This window comes from Sphingomonas mali NBRC 15500, assembly GCF_001598415.1.
GTDB lineage: Bacteria > Pseudomonadota > Alphaproteobacteria > Sphingomonadales > Sphingomonadaceae > Sphingomonas > Sphingomonas mali.
Window position 1 is genome coordinate 43,602 of the sequence record NZ_BCYX01000022.1, and the last position, 22,310, is coordinate 65,911.

Annotated in this window: 20 protein-coding genes; 12 read left to right on the plus strand and 8 right to left on the minus strand. The window is 64.8% G+C overall.

Annotated elements, in window-relative coordinates; all coding sequences use genetic code 11:
- Nucleotides 1-98: 98 nt before the first annotated feature.
- The 6 genes from SMA01S_RS15755 to SMA01S_RS15780 all read right to left on the minus strand — a co-directional run bounded on the left by SMA01S_RS15755 (nucleotide 99) and on the right by SMA01S_RS15780 (nucleotide 5,589).
- Entirely contained in the window at nucleotides 99-395 is a 297-nt protein-coding gene (locus SMA01S_RS15755) for a DUF2849 domain-containing protein (RefSeq protein ID WP_066824399.1), read from the minus strand.
- Nucleotides 392-1,180, minus strand: coding sequence for a uroporphyrinogen-III C-methyltransferase (cobA, locus tag SMA01S_RS15760; protein ID WP_066824411.1), 789 nt, complete (start codon nucleotides 1,178-1,180; stop codon nucleotides 392-394). Before cobA ends, SMA01S_RS15755 begins: the two co-directional genes overlap by 4 nt.
- Nucleotides 1,181-1,260: 80 nt before the next feature.
- Nucleotides 1,261-1,449, minus strand: coding sequence for a hypothetical protein (locus SMA01S_RS15765; RefSeq protein WP_066824414.1), 189 nt, complete (start codon nucleotides 1,447-1,449; stop codon nucleotides 1,261-1,263).
- A gap of 54 nt (nucleotides 1,450-1,503) precedes the next feature.
- Entirely contained in the window at nucleotides 1,504-2,037 is a 534-nt protein-coding gene (locus tag SMA01S_RS15770; protein ID WP_066824417.1) for an AAA family ATPase, read from the minus strand.
- 639 nt (nucleotides 2,038-2,676) lie between these two features.
- A complete protein-coding gene (gene astD / locus SMA01S_RS15775; RefSeq protein ID WP_066824420.1) occupies nucleotides 2,677-4,089 on the minus strand; it encodes a succinylglutamate-semialdehyde dehydrogenase in 1,413 nt (470 codons plus the stop codon).
- Between the two features lie 12 nt (nucleotides 4,090-4,101).
- The gene (locus tag SMA01S_RS15780; protein WP_066824424.1) at nucleotides 4,102-5,589 is read right to left on the minus strand and encodes a protein adenylyltransferase SelO family protein; all 1,488 of its coding nucleotides are present in this window, start codon (nucleotides 5,587-5,589) and stop codon (nucleotides 4,102-4,104) included.
- An 8-nt stretch (nucleotides 5,590-5,597) separates the two neighbouring features.
- Between SMA01S_RS15780 and SMA01S_RS15785 the strand changes: the two genes are divergently transcribed.
- From SMA01S_RS15785 to SMA01S_RS15810, 6 genes are all read left to right on the plus strand, one after another.
- Nucleotides 5,598-6,515: an alpha/beta fold hydrolase gene (locus SMA01S_RS15785; protein WP_439654315.1), complete on the plus strand. Its 918-nt coding sequence runs from the start codon at nucleotides 5,598-5,600 to the stop codon at nucleotides 6,513-6,515.
- Between the two features lie 32 nt (nucleotides 6,516-6,547).
- A complete protein-coding gene (locus SMA01S_RS15790) occupies nucleotides 6,548-7,339 on the plus strand; it encodes an SDR family oxidoreductase (RefSeq protein WP_245649302.1) in 792 nt (263 codons plus the stop codon).
- Nucleotides 7,336-8,478 carry a glycoside hydrolase family 130 protein gene (locus SMA01S_RS15795; RefSeq protein WP_066824426.1) on the plus strand — a complete coding sequence of 381 codons (1,143 nt, stop codon included), beginning with the start codon at nucleotides 7,336-7,338 and terminating at the stop codon, nucleotides 8,476-8,478. Before SMA01S_RS15790 ends, SMA01S_RS15795 begins: the two co-directional genes overlap by 4 nt.
- A 119-nt stretch (nucleotides 8,479-8,597) precedes the next feature.
- Nucleotides 8,598-9,734, plus strand: coding sequence for a glycosyltransferase family 4 protein (locus tag SMA01S_RS15800; protein ID WP_245649303.1), 1,137 nt, complete (start codon nucleotides 8,598-8,600; stop codon nucleotides 9,732-9,734).
- A gap of 68 nt (nucleotides 9,735-9,802) precedes the next feature.
- Entirely contained in the window at nucleotides 9,803-11,206 is a 1,404-nt protein-coding gene (locus tag SMA01S_RS15805) for an NAD(P)H-dependent flavin oxidoreductase (protein WP_066824430.1), read from the plus strand.
- A gap of 74 nt (nucleotides 11,207-11,280) precedes the next feature.
- Entirely contained in the window at nucleotides 11,281-11,979 is a 699-nt protein-coding gene (locus SMA01S_RS15810) for a glutamine amidotransferase (RefSeq protein ID WP_066824433.1), read from the plus strand.
- 33 nt (nucleotides 11,980-12,012) lie between these two features.
- On the opposite strand, the gene SMA01S_RS15815 is transcribed toward SMA01S_RS15810, so the two are convergent.
- Nucleotides 12,013-13,005, minus strand: coding sequence for a 2-hydroxyacid dehydrogenase (locus tag SMA01S_RS15815; RefSeq protein ID WP_066824436.1), 993 nt, complete (start codon nucleotides 13,003-13,005; stop codon nucleotides 12,013-12,015).
- A gap of 103 nt (nucleotides 13,006-13,108) precedes the next feature.
- Here SMA01S_RS15815 and SMA01S_RS15820 point away from each other — a divergent pair, with 103 nt between their 5' ends.
- From SMA01S_RS15820 to SMA01S_RS15840, 5 genes are all read left to right on the plus strand, one after another.
- Nucleotides 13,109-13,609 carry an SH3 domain-containing protein gene (locus SMA01S_RS15820; RefSeq protein WP_066824499.1) on the plus strand — a complete coding sequence of 167 codons (501 nt, stop codon included), beginning with the start codon at nucleotides 13,109-13,111 and terminating at the stop codon, nucleotides 13,607-13,609.
- Nucleotides 13,609-14,064, plus strand: coding sequence for a GNAT family N-acetyltransferase (locus tag SMA01S_RS15825; protein ID WP_066824439.1), 456 nt, complete (start codon nucleotides 13,609-13,611; stop codon nucleotides 14,062-14,064). Before SMA01S_RS15820 ends, SMA01S_RS15825 begins: the two co-directional genes overlap by 1 nt.
- Before the next feature lie 345 nt (nucleotides 14,065-14,409).
- A complete protein-coding gene (locus tag SMA01S_RS15830; protein WP_084250355.1) occupies nucleotides 14,410-17,040 on the plus strand; it encodes a TonB-dependent receptor domain-containing protein in 2,631 nt (876 codons plus the stop codon).
- 67 nt (nucleotides 17,041-17,107) lie between these two features.
- Entirely contained in the window at nucleotides 17,108-19,150 is a 2,043-nt protein-coding gene (locus SMA01S_RS15835; protein WP_066824442.1) for a hypothetical protein, read from the plus strand.
- A 20-nt stretch (nucleotides 19,151-19,170) separates the two neighbouring features.
- Nucleotides 19,171-20,670: a tryptophan halogenase family protein gene (locus tag SMA01S_RS15840; protein WP_066824444.1), complete on the plus strand. Its 1,500-nt coding sequence runs from the start codon at nucleotides 19,171-19,173 to the stop codon at nucleotides 20,668-20,670.
- Between the two features lie 42 nt (nucleotides 20,671-20,712).
- On the opposite strand, the gene SMA01S_RS15845 is transcribed toward SMA01S_RS15840, so the two are convergent.
- Nucleotides 20,713-21,900, minus strand: a complete 1,188-nt coding sequence (locus tag SMA01S_RS15845) for an acetyl-CoA C-acyltransferase (protein ID WP_066824446.1) — start codon at nucleotides 21,898-21,900, stop codon at nucleotides 20,713-20,715.
- Nucleotides 21,901-22,010: 110 nt separating this feature from the next.
- Between SMA01S_RS15845 and SMA01S_RS15850 the strand changes: the two genes are divergently transcribed.
- Complete coding sequence (locus SMA01S_RS15850) at nucleotides 22,011-22,271, plus strand: hypothetical protein (RefSeq protein ID WP_245649304.1); 261 nt, start codon at nucleotides 22,011-22,013, stop codon at nucleotides 22,269-22,271.
- Nucleotides 22,272-22,310: the final 39 nt, after the last annotated feature.

Below are 22,310 nucleotides of genomic sequence, written 5' to 3' on the forward strand. Positions count from 1 at the left end.
ATGAAGGGCTGCTGAAGCAGCCGGGCGAAACATCTCCGCGTCCTCCGCGCCTCCGCGCGAAAAAACTCTTCGTGTCTTCGTGTCTTCGTGCGCGAAAATCATATTACCCAGCTCCCCGCATTCGGATCACTCGGCTTGAGCGTCAACTCGGGCCGCACGGTCGGCCCGAGCGCGCGAATGCGGTCCTTGATGTGCGCGGGGCGCGGGCCCTCGGGAGTCTCGGTCGCGTCGAGGATATAGCCGCCGTTGACGCGGCAAGCGCCGTCTTCGGCGTGCAGGATCGCCTCACCCTTATCCCCGACGTCCACGGCGTCCTCGACATGGCGCGACCAGCCACTGCCGGTCCACCAGATCACGTCGCCCGTCGGAAGGTCGTTACCGGTCAAGATCTTCACGCCGCAGCCTCCGCCATCTTCGCCCAGCGCGCGAGCTTATCCTCGGCGTCTGACAGTTCGACGACTTCGCCGACAACGATGATCGCCGGGCTCTGCACCTTCTCGCGCTCGACCATCGGGCCAAGATCGGCGAGCAACGTCTTGATCGCGCGATGCCCGGCGAGCGTGCCGCGCTCCAGCACCGCCACCGGCATGTCGGGCGCGACGCCGTCGGCCATCAACTTGTCGGCGATATCGGGGCAGGTCGCGACGCCCATATAGATGACGAGCGTGCGGCCCTTGCCGGCCAGCCCCGACCAGTTCTGATCGGCCAGGCCTTTGCATTGGCCGGCAACGAAGCTGACCGCCGACGAATGATCGCGATGGGTGAGGGGGAGCATCGCCTCCGCCGCGCAACCAAGCGCGGCCGACACGCCGGGAATCACCTCGACCGGCAGGCCCGCGGCGCGCACCGCCTCCACCTCTTCGCCGCCGCGGCCGAAGATGAACGGGTCGCCACCTTTCAGCCGCACGACGATCGAGCCGGCTTTCACATGCGCGACGATCAGCGCGTTGATCGCGTCTTGCGACAGAGTGTGCTTGCTGCGCTGCTTGGCGACCGAGATGCGGTGCGCATCGGCCGGCGCGATGTCGAGCACGGCCGGGTCGATCAACCCGTCATGCACGACGACGTCGGCGCTTTTCAGCGCGTCGACCGCGCGAACGGTGAGCAGGCCGGGATCGCCGGGGCCGGCACCGACCAGGATAACGCGGCCACGCGCGTGCGGATCGAGAAGTGTCGCCATGATGCGGCGCAGATGGGCCGTGGACGCGGCACGGGCAACCGACGCTTGCTACTGGCTGGAATAGCGAAACTTTGTGGGCGTCAGTCCTTTGCCGCGGTCTTCGCGTTCGCGAGCTCCTGCGCCCGGCGCATCAGGCGCATCGCTTCGTCGATCAACTCGCCGGCGAATACCGGATCGCTTTTGCCCACCGCGATGGTCAGGCAATTGCCGGCTTCGGTCTTCAGGCGGAGCGCCCGGGCGGGAATGGACGGGTCGTTGGCAGGCTTCACATCCCGGCTAATTCACGAATCGCGGAGGGGTTCCACATCTCGTCGCAAGTCGATTCAGCTCGTCCCGACCCGTTCAAGGATGAAGGCGAGGCGTTCGGCGAGGCTGACCTTCGGCAGCAGGATTACGTCATACCCGAGCACCGGATAGGCGGCCGCGAGCCGGTCATACTCGGCGACCGCCGAGTCGAAATCGTGCCGCCGCTCGGCATCGGAGACGAACAGTTCGGGCCAGGGCGGGGCGAGGAAGACGGGGCTGGCATAGCGATAGCGCGCGGCAAGATCGGCCAGCACGGCTTCGCCCGTCAGGTGCTCGAACGCGATGGCGGCGTCGATCAGGCCGCGATCGAAGAAGATGGGGCCGGGCAGGGCGTCTGACGCGTCATAATCCTGCTTGGCGAGTGCCATGATCCGGCGCGCGAAGGCGATGCCATCGATCCACGGCAAGGCATCGCCGCCCGACGCCAGTTCCTCGCGCACAACACGGCGGCCCGGCTCCTCGATCGTCGCGAAGCCGCGCCGGGTGAGTTCGGCGAGCAAGCTGGATTTACCACCGCCTGAACAACCAGAAATGACGAAGAAGCGCGGCATCTATTCAAACTCCTCGCTTGGCGGATGACGCGCCCCGGAGCTCCGAATGCTCCGTGCATTCGAATTGGGCATGATTTCTCTGTTTATCAGATAGTTTTCATTGCCAAGTTGGCGAATCCGCGACAGCCTTCGCCGTGATCCACATGTGATAGTAGCTGGATGGCGGATAGATGACGGAACAAGGCCCAATTATCATTTGCCTGGCTGGGGTCGGACTGTTTGCCGGCATTGTAATTCGGGGTTTGGTGACCGGGCGGATGCCGGCGCGCTTCGACAGTTTCAAAAAAACGGAACAGCCGATCGCATTTTGGTCGACATGCTTTCTCTGGGGAATCTGTTGTATGCTATTCCTAATTTTTCTGATCGCATTGCTATAGTGCTACGTTGTAACAGAACAATTGGGTTGGCCAAAGAAATATGGAGTCGCACGGCGGTGCGGAGATCGTCGGTGAAGCGGGAGAACTTCGAATGAGCGTAGTGAAAATATTTGTAATAGTTTCTGTCGTAGTATTTTGGATCGGTGTAATCCTATGGGTGTCACGGAATTTCAAGAGAAGATGAAATATAGAGAATTGCGGAGTTGCAGTGGAACGTGCAATAATCACTGAATTGCAGCACCTGCCTCAGAGCTCGGCCCGCTCACCCCTCCCGTAACCCCACTGCGATAGCCGCGCGCGCCTGGTCCGCCTCGTTCGACACCACCGGATACGCGCAATAATCCGCCGCATAATAAGCGCTCGGCCGGTGGTTGCCGCTCCACCCCACACCCCCGAACGGCGCCGCCGAGCTCGCGCCGTTGGTCGGGCGGTTCCAGTTGACGATGCCGGCGCGGGCATTGGCCCAGAAGCGGTTGTAGAGGTCGGGATTCTGGCTGATCAGGCTGGCCGACAGGCCGTAGCGGGTGTTGTTCGCCTCCGCGATCGCCTGATCGAAATCGGTCGTGCGGATCACCTGGACGATCGGGCCGAACAATTCGATGTCGGGGCGGTCGGCCATATCGGTCGCGTCTAGAATGCCGGGGGTCAGGAACGGCTTGTCGTCGAACGGGCGCTCCATGTGGCGCAAGGGTCGGCCGCCGCGCATCATCAGCTCGAGGAAACTTTCGGTCAGCAGATCGGCGACCTCATTGTCGATCACCGGGCCCATGAACGGCTGCGGGTCGGTGTGCGGATCGCCGACGATCAGCCGGCCGGTGAGTTTGAGCAGCTCGGCCATCAGTGGCTCGTACAGCGCTTCGTCGACGATCAGCCGGCGGGCGGCGGTGCAGCGCTGCCCCGCGGTGGTGAAGGCGGACTGGATGATCACGATCGCCGCGGCGTAGAGGTCGGGCGTGTCCCACACGATGATCGGGTTGTTGCCGCCCATTTCGAGCGCGAGGATCTTTTCGGGACGGTCGGCGAACTGGCGGTTGAGCGCGATGCCGGTGCGCGCCGATCCGGTGAACAACAGGCCATCGATGCCGTCATGCCCGGCCAGCGCCTTGCCCTCAGCCGGGCCGCCGATCAGCAATCGCGCGCAGCCCTGCGGCACGCCCGCCTCGTGCAGGCAGTCGACCATGAACGCGCCCGTCGCCGGGGTCTTTTCGGACGGCTTGAACACTACCGCATTGCCCGCGATCAGCGCGGGCACGATGTGGCCGTTGGGCAGGTGGGCGGGGAAATTATAGGGTCCCAGCACCGCGAGCACGCCATGCGGCTTGTGGCGCAGCGCCATGCGGCTGCCCATCGGGGAATCGAGCTGGCGCTGGCCGGTGCGTTCGGCGAAGGCGCTGGCGGAGATGTCGACCTTGGCGATCACCGAATCGACCTCGGTCTTGGCTTCCCATAGCGGCTTGCCGGTCTCGCGCGCGATCAGGTCGGTGAAGGCATCGGTGCGCGCGCGGACGACATTGGCGTAGCGGCGCAGCGTCTCGATACGGAAAGTGACCGGCTTGGCGGCCCATTCGGCCCAGCTCTCGCGCGCGGCCGCGACTTCGCCGTCGGCATCGCCGATCGCGTGGCGCCACAGCAAGGCGCCGGTCGCCGGTTCGTAAGAAAGAAGTTCATCCGACATCGATCACGGTCCCTAGCCGTTCGCCGCGGCCGCCGCCAGCGGCTCGCCTGCGAGCGCCTGACCCATTTCGCGTATCGCCGCGACCTTGGCGTAGAGCGGTGCCCAGTCGTCGCGTTCGTCGACTGCCGACCAGATCGTCTCGACCTCGTCGATCAGCATCGAGCAGGGCTCGCCCGACCAGTAAGCATGGCTGCGGTCGGACCGGGGTGCGTAGGCGGCGAGCGCGCCGCGGACCTCGTCCCATGCCTCGCCATAGCTGTCGGGCAATTGGCCGCCAAAGGCGTCGAAGAAGAAGCGGTCGATCCCGGTCGCAGTGCCGCGCAATACCGGCTCGATCGTCTGGACCAGCGCGCGATCACCGTCGGGGTCGCGCGGGGTGAGACCGAGCCGCCACAGAATCGCATCGCTGACCGCGCGCTGATAGCGGTCGCCGAACGTATCGAGCACCGCGATCAGCGGCTCGGCCTCGCAAATCGGGCGGAGCGCCACCGCAAGCTGCATTGCGTCCCAATGGATCGCCTCGGGCTGGCGGCCGAACGCGTAGAGCCCGGCATGGTCGAAATAAGCGGCGGTGAAGCCCGGATCCCAAGTCGGGGTGAAGCGCCACGGACCGTAATCGAAGCTTTCGCCGGTGACGTTGATATTGTCGGAATTGAGCACGCCATGGACGAACCCCGCGGCCATGTATCTGCCGGCGAGCGTCGCGGTGCGGCCAACCACCAGGTCGAGCAGGCGCGCCGGCGCATCGTCGCCGGGCTTTTCGCCGTATAGCCGGAGCAGCGCATAGCCGGTCAGCACGCGCAGTGCCTCTTCGTCGCGGAAATAGGCCAGGCGCTGGAACGTGCCGATGCGGACATGGCTGTGGCTGAGCCGCACCAGCACCGCCGACCGCGTCGGGGAGGGCTCGTCGTTGCGCTTGAGCGCTTCGCCGGTCTCGATCAGCGAAAAGGTGCGCGAGGTCGGCACGCCGAGCGCCTCGAGCATCTCGGTCGCCAGGATTTCGCGAATCCCGCCCTTCAGCGTCAGCCGTCCGTCGCCGAACCGGCTATACGGCGTCTGACCCGACCCCTTGGTGCCCAGGTCCATCAATCGGCCATCGGCGGCGAGCAATTGCGCGAACAGGAAGCCGCGGCCATCGCCGATATCCGGATTGTAGTTGCGGAACTGGTGGCCGTGATAGCGCAGCGCCAGCGGCTCGGGCAGCGAGCCCGACAAGGGCGCGAACCGGCCGAAATGCGCGATCCACTCCTCGTCCGACAGGACCAGCTGCTGTCCATCCGTTCGCCCTGAGCTTGTCGAAGGGCGTGTCCCGAGCTCACGTGCTTCGACAGGCTCAGCACGAACGGAGGAGGGGAAAATACCGACCTCTGCCGCCGCCCTGTCGTTGCGATACCGGAGGATCGTTTGCGGAAAATCGGCCGCGGTGACGCGATCGTAAAACGCATCCCCGAGATCGAGGATTGCTGTTTCGGGGCGATAAGCTTGCGGTCGCGCGGTCATGCGGCAATATGGGTGGACCGGCCGCGGGGACGCAACCATTGTCAGCTTACGAAAATCGCTACTGGTGGTCCAACGACGAAGTGCGGCTGCATTGCCGGGACTATCCGGGGCGTAGCGGCGACGGTGACGGGCGTCCCCCGATCGTCTGCATCCCCGGCCTGACGCGCAATGCGCGCGATTTCGAGGACGTTGCCGAGCGCCTGTCGCCCGACTGGCGAGTGATCATCGTCAACCTTCGGGGACGCGGCGAGAGTGGCTATGCCAAGGACCCGATGTCCTATGTCCCGCTGACTTATGTCCAGGACGTCGAGGCGCTGCTCGCCGAACTGGCGATCGATCGCTATGTCGCGTTCGGCACCTCGCTGGGCGGGATCGTCACCATGTTGCTGGCGGGCACCGGGCGCGAGAAACTGGCCGGCGTGCTGCTCAACGACGTCGGGCCGGAGATCGAGCCGGCCGGGCTGGGGCGGATACGCTCCTATGTTGGCCGCGCCAATACCTGGCCGACCTGGATGCACGCCGCGCGTGGCGTGCAGGAGGCCAATGGCGACGTCTATCCGCATTATGGCGTCGAGGAATGGCTGGCGATGGCCAAACGGCTGTATCGCCTGAACAGCTCGGGACGGATCGTGCTCGATTACGACATGAAGATAGCCGAGCCGTTCCGTGTCCCGGGAAACGAGGCCGGCCCCGATATGTGGCGGGCACTCGACGCGCTCAAAGAGGTGCCGACGCTGATCCTGCGCGGCGCCCGCTCGGACGTCCTGTCGGCGGCGACCGCCGAGAAGATGGCGAAGCGGCTCGACCGCGCCGAGCTGGTGACGGTGCCCGATGTCGGGCACACGCCGACGCTGACCGAGCCTGAGGCGCTGGCGGCGATCGAGCGCCTGCTCGACCGGGTGGCGAAGGAACCCGCCACGGCGTGACGCGTCTTTCCCGCTCAACAGGGAGAGCGATCGTGTCCGACACCACCGACAGCCTGATCGAGCGGCTCGGCGCCGTTTCCGACGCCCACACCGACAAGCCGAGCCTGAAGGGCAAGCGCGCGATCGTTACCGGCGGCACCACCGGAATCGGTCGCGCGATCGCCGTGCTGCTGGCGAGCGAGGGGGCAACCGTCGATATCTGCGGCCGTAACGAGCAACATCTCAACGATGCGCTGGACGCGATCGGGCAGGTCGGCACGGCCCAGGGCAGTGCGATCGACCTGGCGGATCACGACAATGTCGAACGTTATTTCGCCGACGCGACCGCGCGGCTGGGCGGGCTCGACATCGCCGTGATCAATGCCGCGATCCCGGCCGGCGGCTTGAGCGAGATGAGCGGGCGCGAATTGCGCTATGCGATTGCGACCGATTTCACCGCTTATCTGATGAGCGCGCACGAAGCGGTCGAGGCGATGGGGAAGGGCGGCGATATCGTGCTGATCGGGTCGATGTCGGCGCACATATTGGGGCCGAGTTCGACCGTATATGCTGGAATGAAGGCCGGTATTGCCGCGTTCGCCGAGGCTTTACGCAAGGAACTCGGCAATCGCGACATCAAGGTCTGCCTGATCGAGCCAGGTTTTACCCAGGCTGACTTCCATTATCCCGACATCGACGCCGAAAAGCAGAAGCAGATGGTCAAAGAAGAGAAGATGTTACGGTCTGAGGATATCGCGGTCGCGGTCCATTACGCGCTCACCCAGCCGCGCCGTGCGGTCCTACAGCAGATCACCGTCGCCCCACTGCGCAAGGATGACGAATGAGCTATCCGTTCGACGAGCTTGTTTTCAGCCCGCTCGACGTCGACCTGTCCAAAGGGCCCTTGGCCGGGCGCATCGATGCCGAAACCTATTGCCTGGGCGCATTCAATCCCGGGATGACGCGGCTGCCCAACGGCAATCTGCTGATGATGGTGCGGATCGCCGAGGCGCTCAAGACGCCGATCGTCGACCAGAAGATCCATTCGATCCGCTGGGTGCCGAGCGACGGCGCGGCCGCCGATGCCGGCAGATACTGCCTCGATCCCTGGCCATTGGAGATGGTCGATACCGCCGACCCGCGCAAATTCATGATGCGCGGCGGCGGGTGGAAAGTCATGGCGCTGACTAGCCTGTCGTGGTTGCTGCCGGTCGAGCTCGATGCCGAGGGGCGGTCGGTGGTCGACGTCCATTATCGTGACGCGATAGCACCGCGCGCGTCATACCAATGCTACGGTGTCGAGGACGCCCGGATCAGCCGGATCGGCAATCGCTGGCTGATGACCACCTGTTCGGTCAGCCCGGAGCGGCATTCGACCACGCTCTATTCGTCGAACGACGCGCGCGACTGGCTGCTCGAAGGGATCGTGCTCGATCACCAGAACAAGGACATGCTGATCTTCGAGGACCAGATCGGCGCCAATTACTGGGCGCAGACGCGGCCGCTGGGAGACCTGTATTTCGCTTATCCACCGGGCAGCGAATGGCGCGCCGGTCCGTCGATCAACCTCGCCACCTCACCTGACGCGCTCCATTGGAAGCCGCACGACAAGCCCGGCATCCGGCCACATGCGGCCACGCTGGCCACCGCGCGGATGGGCGGGGGGACGCCGCCAGTGTTGACCGATCGCGGCTGGCTCTCCTTGTGGCATGGGGTCGAGCCCTATGGCGTGGTCGGCATCTATCGCACCTATTGGTCGCTGCTCGACGCGCGCGATCCGTCGACCACCGTTGCGACTAGCGACACGCCGCTCCTCCAACCGGCACCGCATCTGACCGAGCCGATCAAGGACCTGATGTATATCGACAACGTCGTCTTCACGACCGGCATCGCCGACGCCGGCGACCATTATGTCGTCGCGAGCGGCGAGGCGGATCTGACGTGCCGCGTCACGCATGTGCCGAAGAGTGTGTTTGGCCTCTAATTCCTGTCGTCACCCCGGACTTGTTCCGGGGTCCGCCGTGCGGCTAGAGCCCGAAACGAAGTGTTTCACAGCACGGTGGATGCCGGAACAAGTCCGGCATGACGGAATAGAGGCCAGTTTTGCCCGCACCCTTGAACATCCTGCACATGCATTCCTCGTTCAACCTGGGCGGCAAGGAAGCGCGCTCGGTTCAGTTGATCAACGCGTTCGGTGACCGCGCGCGGCACACGATCGTGTCAGGGATGCCCGACCAATATTCTGCGCGCGATGCGATCGCGCCGGGGATCGGCTACGAGATCGCGCAAAACCCGCCGCCGCTGACGGGGCGTCCGTCGGTCGGCCGGTACGAGGCGATCGCCAAATATATGCGCCGCTTCGACCTGGTGCTGAGCTATAATTGGGGCGCGATCGACGCGGTGATGGCGAAGCGCGTGTTCCCCAAGAACATGCCGCCGATCGTTCACCACGAGGATGGCTTCAACGCCGATGAAGCGATGAAGCTCAAGCCGCAGCGCGCGGTCTATCGCCGGATGGCGTTTCCCGCCGCTTATGCGGTGGTAGTGCCCTCAATGACGCTCGAATGGGTCGCGACCAATGTCTGGAAACAGTCGGCGCCGCGGCTGCGCCGGATTCCCAACGGGATCGACACCGCGCTCTACGCGAAGAAGCCCGATCCCAAGGCGATTCCGGGGCTGGTCCGCAAACCGGGCGAAGTGATCGTCGGCGCGCTGGCCGGGCTGCGCGAGGTCAAGAATCTGCCGGCGCTGGTGCGCGCGACAGCCGGCTGTTCGGCGCGGGTGCGGCTGGTGATCGTCGGCGAGGGGCCCGAGCGGGCGAAGATCGAGATGGCGGCGCGTGCGCTCGAAATGCAGGATAAGGTGCTGTTGCCCGGATTCCTGCCCGATCCGCACAAATATGTCGGGCTGTTCGACATCATGGCGCTGTCGTCATTGAGCGAGCAATTCCCGATCTCCGTGGTCGAGGGGATGGCGGCGGGATTGCCGATCGCCTCGGTCCCGGCGGGGGACATTCCGCACATGGTGAGCGAGGAAAACCGGCCCTACATCACGCCGCATTCGGGCGAGGTCGACCTGCGCGACGCGATCCAGGCGCTGGCGGCCGACGCCAAGCTGCGCGCGGCGATCGGCAAGGCCAACCGCGCCAAGGCGATCGCGGAGTATGACGACAAGGCGATGATCGCTGCCTATGCGCACCTATACGAGCAGGCCTTGGGCAGACCAGGCGTCCTGTCCTGAAGAGTATTTTGCTCGCCTATAGGCAGCGAAACGCTATAGGCTGCGTTATTCGATCACAGGAGAGTTACGTGTTCAAGGGCTTGACGCCTATCGTCTATAACGGCCGCGAAGTGTGGCCGCTGGTGGAGGGCGGCAAGGGCGTTGCCGCGACCAATCATGCCAGCGCCGGCGCGTGGGCCGCCGCGGGCGGCATCGGCACGGTGTCCGCGGTCAACGCCGACAGCTACGACCCCGAAGGCAAGATCATTCCGCAGGTGTACAAGGCGCTGACTCGCCGCGAGCGCCATGAGGAACTGGTCGAATACGCGATCGAAGGCGCGGTCCAGCAGGTCAAGCGCGCGTTCGACATCGCCGGCGGCAAGGGCGCGATCAATATCAACGTGTTGTGGGAAATGGGCGGCGCGCAGCGGGTGCTGCATGGCGTGCTCGAGCGTACGCGCGGCCTTGTCGCGGGCGTCACCTGCGGCGCGGGCATGCCCTACAAGCTCAGCGAGATCGCCGCGTCGTACAACGTCAATTATCTGCCGATCGTCAGCTCCGGCCGCGCCTTCCGCGCGCTGTGGAAGCGTGCTTATTCGAAGGCGGCGGAATGGCTCGCCGCGGTGGTGTATGAGGACCCCTGGTTGGCGGGCGGGCATAACGGTCTGTCGAATGCCGAAAACCCGCTCGAGCCGCAGGATCCCTATCCGCGCGTCAAGGAATTGCGCGAGACGATGCGCGAGGGCGGTATTTCGGACGATGTGCCGATCGTGATGGCGGGCGGGGTGTGGTTCCTGCGCGACTGGAACGACTGGATCGACAATCCCGAACTCGGGAAGATCGCGTTTCAGTTCGGGACGCGGCCGCTGCTGACGCAGGAAAGCCCGATCCCCGAAGCCTGGAAGGCCAGGCTGACGCAGATCGAAGAAGGTGCCGTATTGCTGCACCGTTTCTCGCCGACCGGCTTTTATTCGTCGGCGGTACGCAATCCGTTCCTGCGCGCGCTCGAAGCACGGTCCGAGCGCCAGATCGCCTTTTCCACGCAGGAAGCCGGCGACCACACGTTCCAGCTCGATGTCGGGGTGAAGGGCAAGAACTTCTGGGTGACCAGGAACGACCTGCTCCGCGCGCGCGAATGGTTCGGCCATGGCTTCACCGAAGCGCTCAAGACTCCCGACAACACATTGGTGTTCGTGTCGCCGACCGAGAAAGCGGAAATCCGCAAGGATCAGGCCGACTGCATGGGGTGCCTGTCGCAATGCCTGTTCTCGAGCTGGGCCGACAGCGAGACCAACTCGACCGGGCGACTGGCCGACCCGCGCAGCTTCTGCATTCAGAAGACCCTGCAGGACATCGCGCATGGCGGCGACGTCGACCAGAATCTGATGTTCGCCGGGCATGGCGCGTATAATTTCAAGAAGGATCCGTTCTATTCGAACGGCTTCGTGCCCACGGTTAAGCAATTGGTCGATCGCATCCTGACCGGCGATTGATTGCAAAGACGGATTGGCGGGCAGGCCAAGCGGAGCTTGGTTGCGCTGCAGCACGAACGCGTTAGCTTGACGGGATGAAGCGCGCACTCGTCCTCCGTCACGTCGACCACGAAGGCATTGCCGGCTATCGCGAGCCCCTCGAGGCCGCGGGCTATGCGATCGAGCGCGTCGCGGCACACCATTCGGGATGTGCGGCGCTCGATACGCTGTCGCCCGATCTGCTGGTGGTCATGGGCGGACCGATGGGCGTCTATGATACCGATCGATTTCCCTGGTTGAGCGATGAAATCGCGGTGCTGCGCCGTCGGCTGGCGGCCGATCGTCCCACGCTGGGCGTATGCCTGGGCAGCCAGCTGATTGCCGCCGCGCTGGGCGCTGAGGTTCGCAAAGGGCCGGTGCGCGAGATTGGTTTTGCCCCGGTGACACTGACCGAGGCGGGGAAAGCAGGGCCGCTGAGGCATCTCGATGGGGTCGACCTGCTACACTGGCACGGCGACACATTCGACGTACCCGGGGCGACGGAATTGCTCGCGACAACCGCACCTTACGCGCAAGCCTTCGCACGCGGCTGCAATCTGCTGGCGCTGCAATTCCATGCCGAGATGGGTGAAGATGAGCGTTTCGAGCATTGGCTCGCCAATGACGGCGCCGATATCGCCGAGGTAGGAGAAACGCCCGATGCGTTACGCGATGCCCATGACCGACTGGGTCCAACCGCCGTCTCGGCGGGGCGTGCGATGATCGGCGAATGGCTGGCCGGGCTGGTCAGCTGATCGGGTTCGGCAGCTGGGCCGCCAAGGACAAGCTCAGATCCACCCCTCCAGCACCTGATCGGGCGGCCGGTGGCCGTCTGCCCAATGCTGGATGTTGCGGATGACGCGCTCGCCGGTGGCGGCGCGCGCTTCGAAGGTCGCCGACCCCATATGCGGCAGCAGCACGACATTGGGCAGCGCCAGCAGGCGCGGATCGATCTTGGGCTCGTGCGCGAAGACGTCGAGCCCGGCGCCGGCGATCTTGCCGCGCTCGAGCGCGTCGATCAGTGCGGCTTCGTCGATCGCCGACCCGCGCGACGTGTTGACGATATAGGCCTCGGGCTTGAGCAGCGACAGGCGGCGAGCGTCGAACATTTGCTCGGTCTGGTCGGTATGCGGCGTGTGGATCGAGATGAAATCGGATCCGGCCAGCATCTCGTCGAGATCGGCATGCCAGGTCGCCGCAAGTTCCTGTTCGACGCTTTCGGGCAGGCGATGGCGGTTATGGTAATGGACGGCGAGGCCAAAGCCGCGCGCGCGGACAGCGACCGCCTGGCCGATCCGGCCCATGCCGACGATGCCCAAGGTCTTGCCGCCGATGCGGTGGCCAAGCATCGCGCCCGGGCTCCACCCGCTCCATTGGCCCGACCGCGCGAGCTTCTCGCCTTCGGCCAGGCGGCGCGGCACCGACAGGATCAGCGCCATCGTCATGTCCGCGGTGTCGTCGGTCAGCACGCCTGGCGTGTTGGTGACCAGGATGCCGCGCGCGCGGGCCGCCTTCAGATCGATATGATCGACGCCGTTGCCGAAATTGGCGATCAGCTTGAGGCGTTCGCCCGCCGCCTCGATCAAGTCGGCGTCGATCGTGTCTGTGACGGTCGGGACCAGCACATCTGCATCTTGAACCGCGGCGACGAGTTCGTCGCGGGTCATCGCGAGATCCTGGCGATTGAGGCGCGCATCGAACAATTGCGCCATGCGGTCCATCACCGCATCGCTCAGTTCGCGCGTCACGATCACCCGAGGTTTGCGCTTTGACCCGGCCATGCAATCGGCTTGGCGGCTTCGCGGGTTTTGGTCAATCCGGTTGATGCACTGCGGTGCCTGCGCAATAGGTGCGAATCGGTTGTGGCGTAAAAGGGGGATGGCCATGCGTATTGGCTGGGCGTTGTCGGGGATCGCGGCGGCTGCGATTGCGGTGCCGGCGATTGCCGCGCTGGTGGAAAAGAAGCCGCCTTATTTCGCGTCGATCAACGCCAAGGCGGCGTTCATGCGCACCGGCCCGAGCCGGATCTATCCGGTCAGCTGGAAATATCAGCGCCAGGGGCTGCCGGTGAAGGTGATCGAGAATTACAAGGAAAAGGGTGGCGGCGCCTTTTGGCGCAAGATCGAGGATCCAGGCGGGACGCAGGGCTGGATGCAGGCGAACCTGCTCAGCGACCAGCGCACTGCGATGGTCATGGGCGATATCGCCGAATTGCGCGACTCGCCGCGCTTCGCGGGGAAGGTCAATTGGCGGGCCGAGCCCGGCGTGATCGGCCGCGTGAGCAAGTGCGGCGACGGCTGGTGCTATCTCGACGTGACGGGGCGTGGCGGCTTTGTCGAAGTGAGCCATCTATGGGGCGTCGATCCGACCGAAACGATCGAGTGATGCGGATCGAGGTGGACGACGTCTCGCGGCCGGAGGTGGTTGCGCTGGTCGAATATCATTTGCGATCGATGCACGAGATTTCGCCGCCCGACAGTGTGTTCGCGCTCGACCTATCGGGGCTGAAGCATCCGAGCGTGACGTTCTGGACTGCGTGGGACGGTGACGATCTGCTCGGCATGGGCGGGTTGAAGCAACTCGACACCGAGAATGGCGAGATCAAATCGATGCGCACCGCACCGACCGCGTTGCGACGCGGCGTCGCGCGCGCGATGCTCGACCATATCCTGAGCGAGGCGCGGGCGAGGGGCTATCGGCGTCTCAGCCTGGAAACCGGCAGTAACGCGCCGTTCGCTCCGGCCTGGGCATTGTACGAGCGTGCGGGGTTCGTGCCCTGCTCGCCGTTTGGATCCTATATCGATATCAATTTCAGCCGGTATTTCAGCATCGACCTCTGATCCGGAGCGCTCGACGATCGCTCTCGAACACGCCCGAGGCAGCGTCCCGCGGGACGCCGGGCGCGTCGGCGTTCATCGTGTCTGGTTCCATTCGTCTCAAATCGGGGAACTTTTTCAAAGAGGCAGATTTTACGCCTGGAATTGGACGGCGCGGGCAGCGTTTTGCCGGGCGCCGACATCGTCGTTCCGATGGTCCGTTCTCGCAGACGGTCGTCGCGGCTTCATTATCGCTGCAGCCCTCAGGTTCCGTAACGTCAAAATGAGAAAAACATCTCCTATTGAAATGAATTTCAGAAACGGATAGCGCCGCCGCCTCAACAGCGTAAATGCGTAAGGGAGGATGTCATGTCTGGAGTTTTCGATCGCTTTGTGACGGCGTGCGTCACGGCTGAGCAGCGCGGAACGACGGGTAGCGGCCGCCTCCGACTCGGGTTCAAGGCTGCGTTGCTGGTCGGTTCCGCAATCCTCCCGGCAACAGGGGCGATGGCGCAGGAAACGCCCGGCGCCACCCAGTCGGCACCTCCATCGACCGATCAGGCGACGCCCTCCAACACCGAGGCGCAATCGGACGGCCAGACGCTCAATGACATCGTCGTCGTCGGCAACACGTCGGGCAAGCGAACCCTGTTCAACTCCTCGTCGGACGTCACGCTGGCCAATGCCGCCGACATCCAGCGCAAGGCGCCGCGTTCGACCGCCGAAGCGCTCGAACTCGTGCCGGGGATCTTCGTCGAGGGCACCGCGGGTGCGGTCTCCAACAATTACTCGGTGCGTGGTCTGCGCGGCGGCGCCCAGACCTTCATCCAGCTCGAAGAAGACGGCATGCCGATCATCTATGGCGGTGGCGGCGCCGACGAATATTTCCAGAACGACATCACGATCGATCGGCTCGAAGCGGTCGAAGGCGGGACGTCGGGCGTGCTGGCGGTCAACGGCGCTGCGGCGACGATCAATTTCATCTCGCTCAAGCCCAGCTACGACCGCGCCACCGCGATGGCGCGGTTCACCGGCACCAGCTATGGCGAGTTGCGCACCGACGGGTATTTCTCGGCGCCGCTCGCGGACAATGTGGCTTTCTCGGTCGGCGGCTATGTGACGTCGAACCCCGGATTCCGCCGCTCCGATTTCGATTACACGACCTACCATTTCAAAGCGATGCTGGAGACCAAGTTCGCCGGCGGCGGTTTCCTGCGCTTCACCTTCAAGAAGGGCGATCAGCACGACGCTTATTATGCCGACATGCCGTTCACCTCGAACGGCGGTAAGATCGGTGACGTCCCCGGGCTCAATGGGCTGCGCGACAACATCGCGGGCCGCGCGTTCGGCCAGATCCTGGTGCCGGATTCCTGCGCGACCGGCACGTGCCTCCGGCCGTTCAGCCTGAGCGATGGTATCCACACCCAGACCACGCAATATCGCATCGATCTCGAAAAGCCGATCACCGACAAGATCAGCGTCTTCGCCCGCGCGCGCTATCTGAAGTCGTCGTTCGACTTCAATGGCATCTTCCCCGGATCGAACGGCCAGCCGCCGGCGTCGGCGGTCACGTATCTGACCCCTGGCGCGTCGCCGATTTCGAGCTTGCTCGCGCTTGGGACGGCTGCCTACGGCACGACCAATTTCGGCATCCGCAACGTGGTGACGGGGCAGGTGATACCCGTCAGCGACACGGCGACGCTCAATGCCCTGAACGGCAATGGCCTGCTTCAGCAGACGGTGCTCAACCACCAACGGCTCGACAGCAAGGATTTCGGCAGCGATTTCGGCGTGACGTTCGACTTCGGCGGCGGCGCGATCGACAATTCGCTGACGGTCGGCGGCATGTATTACAACGTCACCAAATATAACGATCAGTCCGCCACCGCGTCGCTGATCAACGACGTGACTAATGGCTCGAACATCTACGACGTAGTCGCGCTCAACGCCTCGAATGGCGTGATCGGCCAGCTGACCAACAATGGCATGGTCAGCTACGGTGACTGGGGTCAGGGCATCTTCAAGGACAAGCTCGAATCGATTTCGGCCTATTTCAACGACGAGTTGAAGATCGGCGACAATCTGCACATCGACTTCGGTGCGCGTTATGAACACGTCAAGGACCGGGTCGATATCGGCAATCAGGCGGCGGTCAATCCTCCGGTACCGGCGGGCACGCCGGGTCTCATTCCGACGCTCGGAGCATCGTTCGACGGCACGTATACGCGCCAGGAAGGCAGCTACGATCACCTCGCCGCGACGGCGGGCATCAACTACACGCTGACCCGCAATTTCTCGGTCTACGCGCGCTATGCCCGCGGCTTCCAGACCAGCGCCGGCGACAATGGCGGGGTGCACCTGCCGGCCAATCTGACGTTGTACGAGGCCGGGGTGCGGTTCCAGTCGCGGATGCTGGTTGGGTCGCTGGTCGCGTTCAAGACGGAGTTCCGCAACCAGGGCTATACCTTCCTGGATCCGAGCGATCCGACCAAGGTCACCAACGCGACCGCCGACGACAACATCAAGGGCATCCAGCTCGATTTCGATCTGAAACCGGTCGATTTCTTCAAACTGTCGTTGTCGGGCGTGTATCAGGATCCCCAGCTGCAGAATCTGCGGTTCAACGGCACTGCGCAGCCGCAATATGAAGGCAACACGCCCGAACGGACGCCGAAAGAATTGCTGACGGTCACGCCGCAATTCATCCTGCCGGGCGGGCTCGGCGAGATTTACGGCCGGTACAAATATATCGGCAAGATCTTCGCCGATGCCGGCAACGGCGTCGCGCTGCCCGCTTACGGCGTGTTCAGCGTCGGCGGCTCGATCAACCTGTCGTCCAAGATCAACCTCAACGTCAGCGTCGACAATTTGACCAATGCGCGCGGCTATACCGAAGGCAATCCGCGCCAGGGCCAGACCCAGTCGATCGTCAACGGCTATTTCTATGGCCGCGGCATCGTCGGGCGCAACGTTCTCGCCAGCATCACGGCGAAGTTCTGATAGGTAAAGGGGGCGCGCCGGCCCGGGGCGTTCCCGGGCTGGCGTGATCTTGCACGAAGGACAAGTGATGCGGCTTCGATCGATACTGCTGCTGGCGCTGGCTTGTGGCACCGCGCTCGGCGCCCGTACTACGCCCAGCACCGATCCGGCTTTCGTTCAGAAGGAAGGGCTGAACCTCAACAGCTTCGTGCGCAAAGGGCCCGTCGCCGCGCATATCGTGCTGCGATCGGGAAGCGATCCGCGTCTGATCGTTGCCTTTCCGGCCGGGAATAGCGGTGTCGGCCTGTGGTTCGACCACGTCCAGGGCGCGCCGCAATGGACGATGCCGTCGCCGGCCACGCCGGTGACGGTCATGGACGCCAAGGGACGATCGCTCCACGGCGTTTCCTTCATGGCCGCGATCGCCACGCCGCGTCTGACCCCGAAGCAGGCGGTGTTGTCGAGCGTGCGCGTACTGCGCGATTATCAAGCGCTCGGCACCGCGCCCGCGGAACTGCTCACCTCGGTTACAGTGCGCGGCGATACCCTGACCTGGGCCCGCGATCGGCTCGACGGCGCACCCGGCTACCGCCTGAGCGTTCGGATTGTCCGCGGCCGATGGGACGGACACAGAATCGTGGCGGGTGCCGACGGTCGCGTTATGCTCGCGATCACCGCCGTGTCTGGGGAGACGCCGCTGACTCCTGTGCCGATCGCCGGACTGCTGACCCCGCAGGCCAATGCTGACCCCGGTGCGCGGCGAGCGCTCGAATTCTTGAGCTATCGCGAGAAGTTCCTCGCCGGGTCGTGGCGCTTCAACACCTATTTCGGACGCGACACCCTGATGTCGGTGCGGTTGCTGATGCCCGTGTTGCAACCGGCCGCGGTCGAGACGGGATTGAGCTCGGTGCTCGAACGCTTGTCCGACAAGGGGCAGGTCGCGCATGAGGAGGATATCGGCGAGTTCGCGATCCTCGATCATATGAAAGCGGATGGAAGCAAGTCCGACGCGCCGACCTATAATTACAACATGATCGACGGCGACTTCATGCTCGCGCCGGTGGCGCGCGCCTGGCTGGTCGACGATCCGCGCGGGCGCGCCCGGGCCGCAGCCTTTCTGGCGCAGCGGCATGGCAAGGAACGCGCGGGCGACGCGCTGATGCGCAATCTGCGCCACGTCCTGCGTCGCGCGCGACCCTTTGCGGACGACCCGACGCCGACCAATCTGATATCGCTGAATCCGGGCATGGATGCCGGCCAATGGCGCGACAGCAATGACGGGCTGGGAGGCGGCCGCTTCCCCTACGACGTCAACGCGATTTTCGTTCCGGCAGCGCTCGACGCGGCGGCGGCGATGGACCGCGCCGGCCTGCTCGCGCCTTATATGACGCCCGACGACCGCGCGACCTTTGCCAGGCTGTCGAGCGTCGAAGCGGTCTGGCGATCGCGCGCGCCGGGTCTGTTCGCGATATCGATTCCCGCCGACCGCGCGCGCGCAGCGATCTCGGCCTATGCCGCGAAAGTCGGCGTGCCCGCGGCCGCAGCGACGGCGGCGATCGGCCAGGAAGGATTGCGCTTCAACGCGATCGCGCTCGACGCACAGGGCGCGCCCGTGCCGATCGAGAATTCGGACGAGGGTTTCGCCTTGCTGTTCGACCATCCCGACGATGCGGCGCTAACGACCGCCGCGACCGTGATCGGCGATCCGTTCCCGGCGGGGCTGATGACGGGCGCAGGCATGCTGGTGGCCAATCCTGCCTTCGCGCCCGATCCGCTCGCCGCCAAATTCGGTCCCAATGCCTATCACGGCACCGTGATCTGGTCATGGCACCAGGCGCTCGCGGCGGCGGGGCTCGAACGACAATTGGCGCGGAGCGACATATCCCCCGCGGTCCGGACAAAGCTCAAGATGACGCAGCAATGTCTGTGGCGTGCCATCGCCGCGACCCGCCAGGTCCAGAGTTCCGAACTATGGTCGTGGCGTTATGACGGCGGCCGCTACGAGGTCGCCGCGTTCGGCGCGAGCGGGCGCGACGTCGACGAATCCAACGCGGCGCAATTGTGGAGCACGGTCTATCTCGCGCTCAAACGCCCCGCGCCGGACGGCCGCATCGCCTGTCCAGCCAATTGATGCTGGGCTAGGGAAGCGACATGGCTGAGACCGGCATCCGCAACATCGTCATCCTGGGCGGCGGCACCGCCGGCTGGATGACCGCGGCGGCGCTGAGCCGCGCGCTGCAGGGATCGGGTCGCACCATCACCCTGATCGAATCGGACGAGATCGGGACGATCGGCGTGGGCGAGGCGACGATCCCGACGATCCACTGGTTCAACCAGATCGTCGGGCTCGACGAGGCCGAGTTCATCCGCGAGACCAAGGCGACCTATAAACTCGGCGTCCAGTTCAACGGGTGGAACGGCGAAGGAAGCGTTTATCTCCATCCGTTCGGCACCTTTGGCCCGCCCGGCGACGGAGTGATGTTTCTCCACCGCCTGATCCGGGCCCGACTGGGCGGGACGGCGGCGGCGACCGAGGATTTCTCGCTGACCGCGCAAGCCGCACGCGCCGGCCGGTTCGCCAAGCCGGTCGGCGATCCCCGATCGCTGCGGTCGACCTTGGGCTATGCCTATCATTTCGATGCCGGGCTTTATGCGCGCTATCTGCGTCGCCATGCCGAGGCGCGCGGCGTCACGCGCATCGAGGGCAAGGTCGCGCGGGTCGACCAGAATCCTGACAATGGCTGCATCACTCGCCTTGTCACCGAACGCGGCGACCAAGTGGCCGGCGATCTCTTCATCGATTGTTCGGGCCTGCGCGGGCTGCTGATTGAGCAGACCTTGGGCGCCGGGTTCGAGGATTGGACCAACTGGCTGCCCTGCGATCGCGCCTGGGCGGCGCCTAGCCCGGCCGAGACCCGGGTCATTCCCTATACGCGCGCAACCGCGGCGGAAGCGGGCTGGCGCTGGCGCATCCCGCTCCAGCATCGCACCGGCAACGGCTATGTCTATTCGAGCCGGTTCCAGGACGACGATGCCGCGCGCCAGTCGCTGCTCGACGCACTGGGCGAGGAGCCGATCGCCGAGCCGCGCCCGATCCGTTTCCTGCCCGGCAAGCGCAAACGCTCCTGGGTCAAGAACGTCGTCGCGATCGGGCTGTCGAGCGGCTTCCTCGAGCCGCTGGAGTCGACCAGCATCCATTTGATCCAGAGTGGCATCGCGAAGCTGCTGGCGCTGTTTCCGCGCCATGGCGACGATCCGCTGGTCGCCGAACAATTCGACCGCGTGTTCGGGCAGGAAATGCTCGACGTCCGCGACTTCCTGGTGCTGCACTACAAGATGACGGCGGGCCGCGACGAGCCGCTATGGCGCTATTGCCGCGACATGCCGATCCCCGACACGCTCGCTTACCGTATCGACCAGTTCCGCGCGTCGGGGCGCCTGGTCTTATCGACCGACGAACTGTTTCGCGACGCCAGCTGGTTCGCGGTGATGGACGGGCAGGGGATCCGACCGGCCGACTATAATCCGATGATCGAAACGATGAGCGAAGCCGACAATCGGCGCCACGTCGAAGCGGTGCGCGCCGCGATCGCCCAGGCGCTGGCGCAATTGCCGCCGCTGCCGCTCCCGTCGGATATGGGTAAGGCCTGACGCGGTCCTGCGCGGCGGCCTTTACGACCGCCGCGTGGTTGATCAGTCGATGAGTTCGACCGCCACCGCCGTCGCCTCGCCACCGCCGATGCACAAAGACGCCATGCCGCGCTTGAGACCGCGCGTCTGAAGCGCCGACACCAAAGTGGTCAGGATGCGCGCGCCGCTAGCCCCGATCGGGTGGCCGAGTGCGCAGGCGCCGCCGTTGACGTTGATCTTGTCGTGCGGGATGCCGAGGTCGTGCATCGCGATCATCGCGACCACCGCGAACGCCTCGTTGACTTCGAACAGGTCGACATCGGCGACGGTCCAGCCGGCCTTGTCGAGCGCCTTCTGCATCGCCGCGACGGGGGCGGTGGTGAACTTGGCGGGGGCGTGGGCGTGCGCGGCTTGCGCCACGATCCGCGCGACTGGCTTCTTGCCGAGCTTGTCGGCGACCGAGGCGCGAGTCAGCACCAGAGCGGCGGCACCGTCGGAGATCGACGAGGCATTGGCCGCGGTGATCGTGCCGTCCTTGGCGAAAGCCGGCTTGAGCGTCGGGATTTTCGACGCGTCGCCCTTGGCCGGCTGCTCGTCGAGCGAGACCGTATCGGTGCCCTTGCGGCCGACAACCTCGACCGCGACGATCTCGCGCTCGAACGCGCCCGACTTCTGTGCGGCCTGCGCGCGCTCCAGGCTGGCGATGGCGTAATCGTCCTGCGCGGCGCGGGTGAACTGATATTCCTGCGCGGTTTCCTCGGCGAAGGCGCCCATCAACTTGCCTGGCTCATACGCATCCTCGAGGCCGTCCAGATACATGTGATCCTTGAGCACGTCGTGCCCGATCCGCGCGCCGCCACGATGACGCATCGACAGGTACGGCGCATTGGTCATGCTCTCCATGCCGCCGACGACGATGAGGTCGACCGAGCCGGCGGCGAGCGCCTCGCTGCCCATGATCGTCGCCTGCATGCCCGATCCGCACATCTTGTTGACCGTGGTCGCCTCGACATGGTCGCCGAGACCCGCGTTGATCGCCGCTTGCCGCGCCGGCGCCTGGCCGAGGCCGGCGGGGAGCACGCAGCCCATATAGATACGCTCGATCTGCTTGGGATCGACGCCGGCGCGTTCGACCGCGCCCTTGACCGCGGTCGCGCCCAATTGCGTCGCGCTGGCGCCGGTCAGCGTGCCCTGAAAGCTGCCCATCGGGGTGCGGGCATAAGACAGGATGACGATCGGGTCGGCGGTCATGAAGAAGCTCCGGCAATAATGATGGTGGCGATCTAGTGGCGGGTGGCGGCGAATTCAAATTGCGCGGATTGTTTTGCGGCAATTCGGCGATGCCGTTCGTTCGCTAGACGATGATGATGGAAACACTGACCACCGTGCTCAAATGGACCGCTTCGGGCAGCGGGATCATCGCTGCGTTGATGGTGTCGCTCGATTCGGGTCGCCGCGTGACCGGCTGGGGGTTCGTGATCTTCGTCGGATCGGCAATCTGCTGGATCGCCGGTGCGGTGCTGGCGCGCGACGGCGCGCTGGGCACGCAGAATGGCGTGCTGCTAGGGATCAACGCGTTCGGCGTGTATCGCTATCTGATCCGCAAGAAAGCGCCCGGCTGATCCCCGCTTACCCTTAACGTCAACGCATGATAGCAAGCA

Coding starts and splice junctions, on each gene's coding strand:
- SMA01S_RS15850 (WP_245649304.1), top strand. CDS start 22,011: ATGATGATGGAAACACTGACCACCGTGCTCAAATGGACCGCTTCGGGC.
- SMA01S_RS15830 (WP_084250355.1), top strand. CDS start 14,410: ATGTCTGGAGTTTTCGATCGCTTTGTGACGGCGTGCGTCACGGCTGAG.
- SMA01S_RS15780 (WP_066824424.1), bottom strand. CDS start 5,589: ATGACCGCGCGACCGCAAGCTTATCGCCCCGAAACAGCAATCCTCGAT.
- cobA (WP_066824411.1), bottom strand. CDS start 1,180: ATGGCGACACTTCTCGATCCGCACGCGCGTGGCCGCGTTATCCTGGTC.
- SMA01S_RS15810 (WP_066824433.1), top strand. CDS start 11,281: ATGAAGCGCGCACTCGTCCTCCGTCACGTCGACCACGAAGGCATTGCC.
- SMA01S_RS15795 (WP_066824426.1), top strand. CDS start 7,336: ATGAGCTATCCGTTCGACGAGCTTGTTTTCAGCCCGCTCGACGTCGAC.
- SMA01S_RS15785 (WP_439654315.1), top strand. CDS start 5,598: ATGGGTGGACCGGCCGCGGGGACGCAACCATTGTCAGCTTACGAAAAT.
- SMA01S_RS15840 (WP_066824444.1), top strand. CDS start 19,171: ATGGCTGAGACCGGCATCCGCAACATCGTCATCCTGGGCGGCGGCACC.
- SMA01S_RS15835 (WP_066824442.1), top strand. CDS start 17,108: ATGCGGCTTCGATCGATACTGCTGCTGGCGCTGGCTTGTGGCACCGCG.
- SMA01S_RS15815 (WP_066824436.1), bottom strand. CDS start 13,005: ATGGCCGGGTCAAAGCGCAAACCTCGGGTGATCGTGACGCGCGAACTG.
- astD (WP_066824420.1), bottom strand. CDS start 4,089: ATGTCGGATGAACTTCTTTCTTACGAACCGGCGACCGGCGCCTTGCTG.
- SMA01S_RS15820 (WP_066824499.1), top strand. CDS start 13,109: ATGCGTATTGGCTGGGCGTTGTCGGGGATCGCGGCGGCTGCGATTGCG.
- SMA01S_RS15825 (WP_066824439.1), top strand. CDS start 13,609: ATGCGGATCGAGGTGGACGACGTCTCGCGGCCGGAGGTGGTTGCGCTG.
- SMA01S_RS15770 (WP_066824417.1), bottom strand. CDS start 2,037: ATGCCGCGCTTCTTCGTCATTTCTGGTTGTTCAGGCGGTGGTAAATCC.
- SMA01S_RS15845 (WP_066824446.1), bottom strand. CDS start 21,900: ATGACCGCCGACCCGATCGTCATCCTGTCTTATGCCCGCACCCCGATG.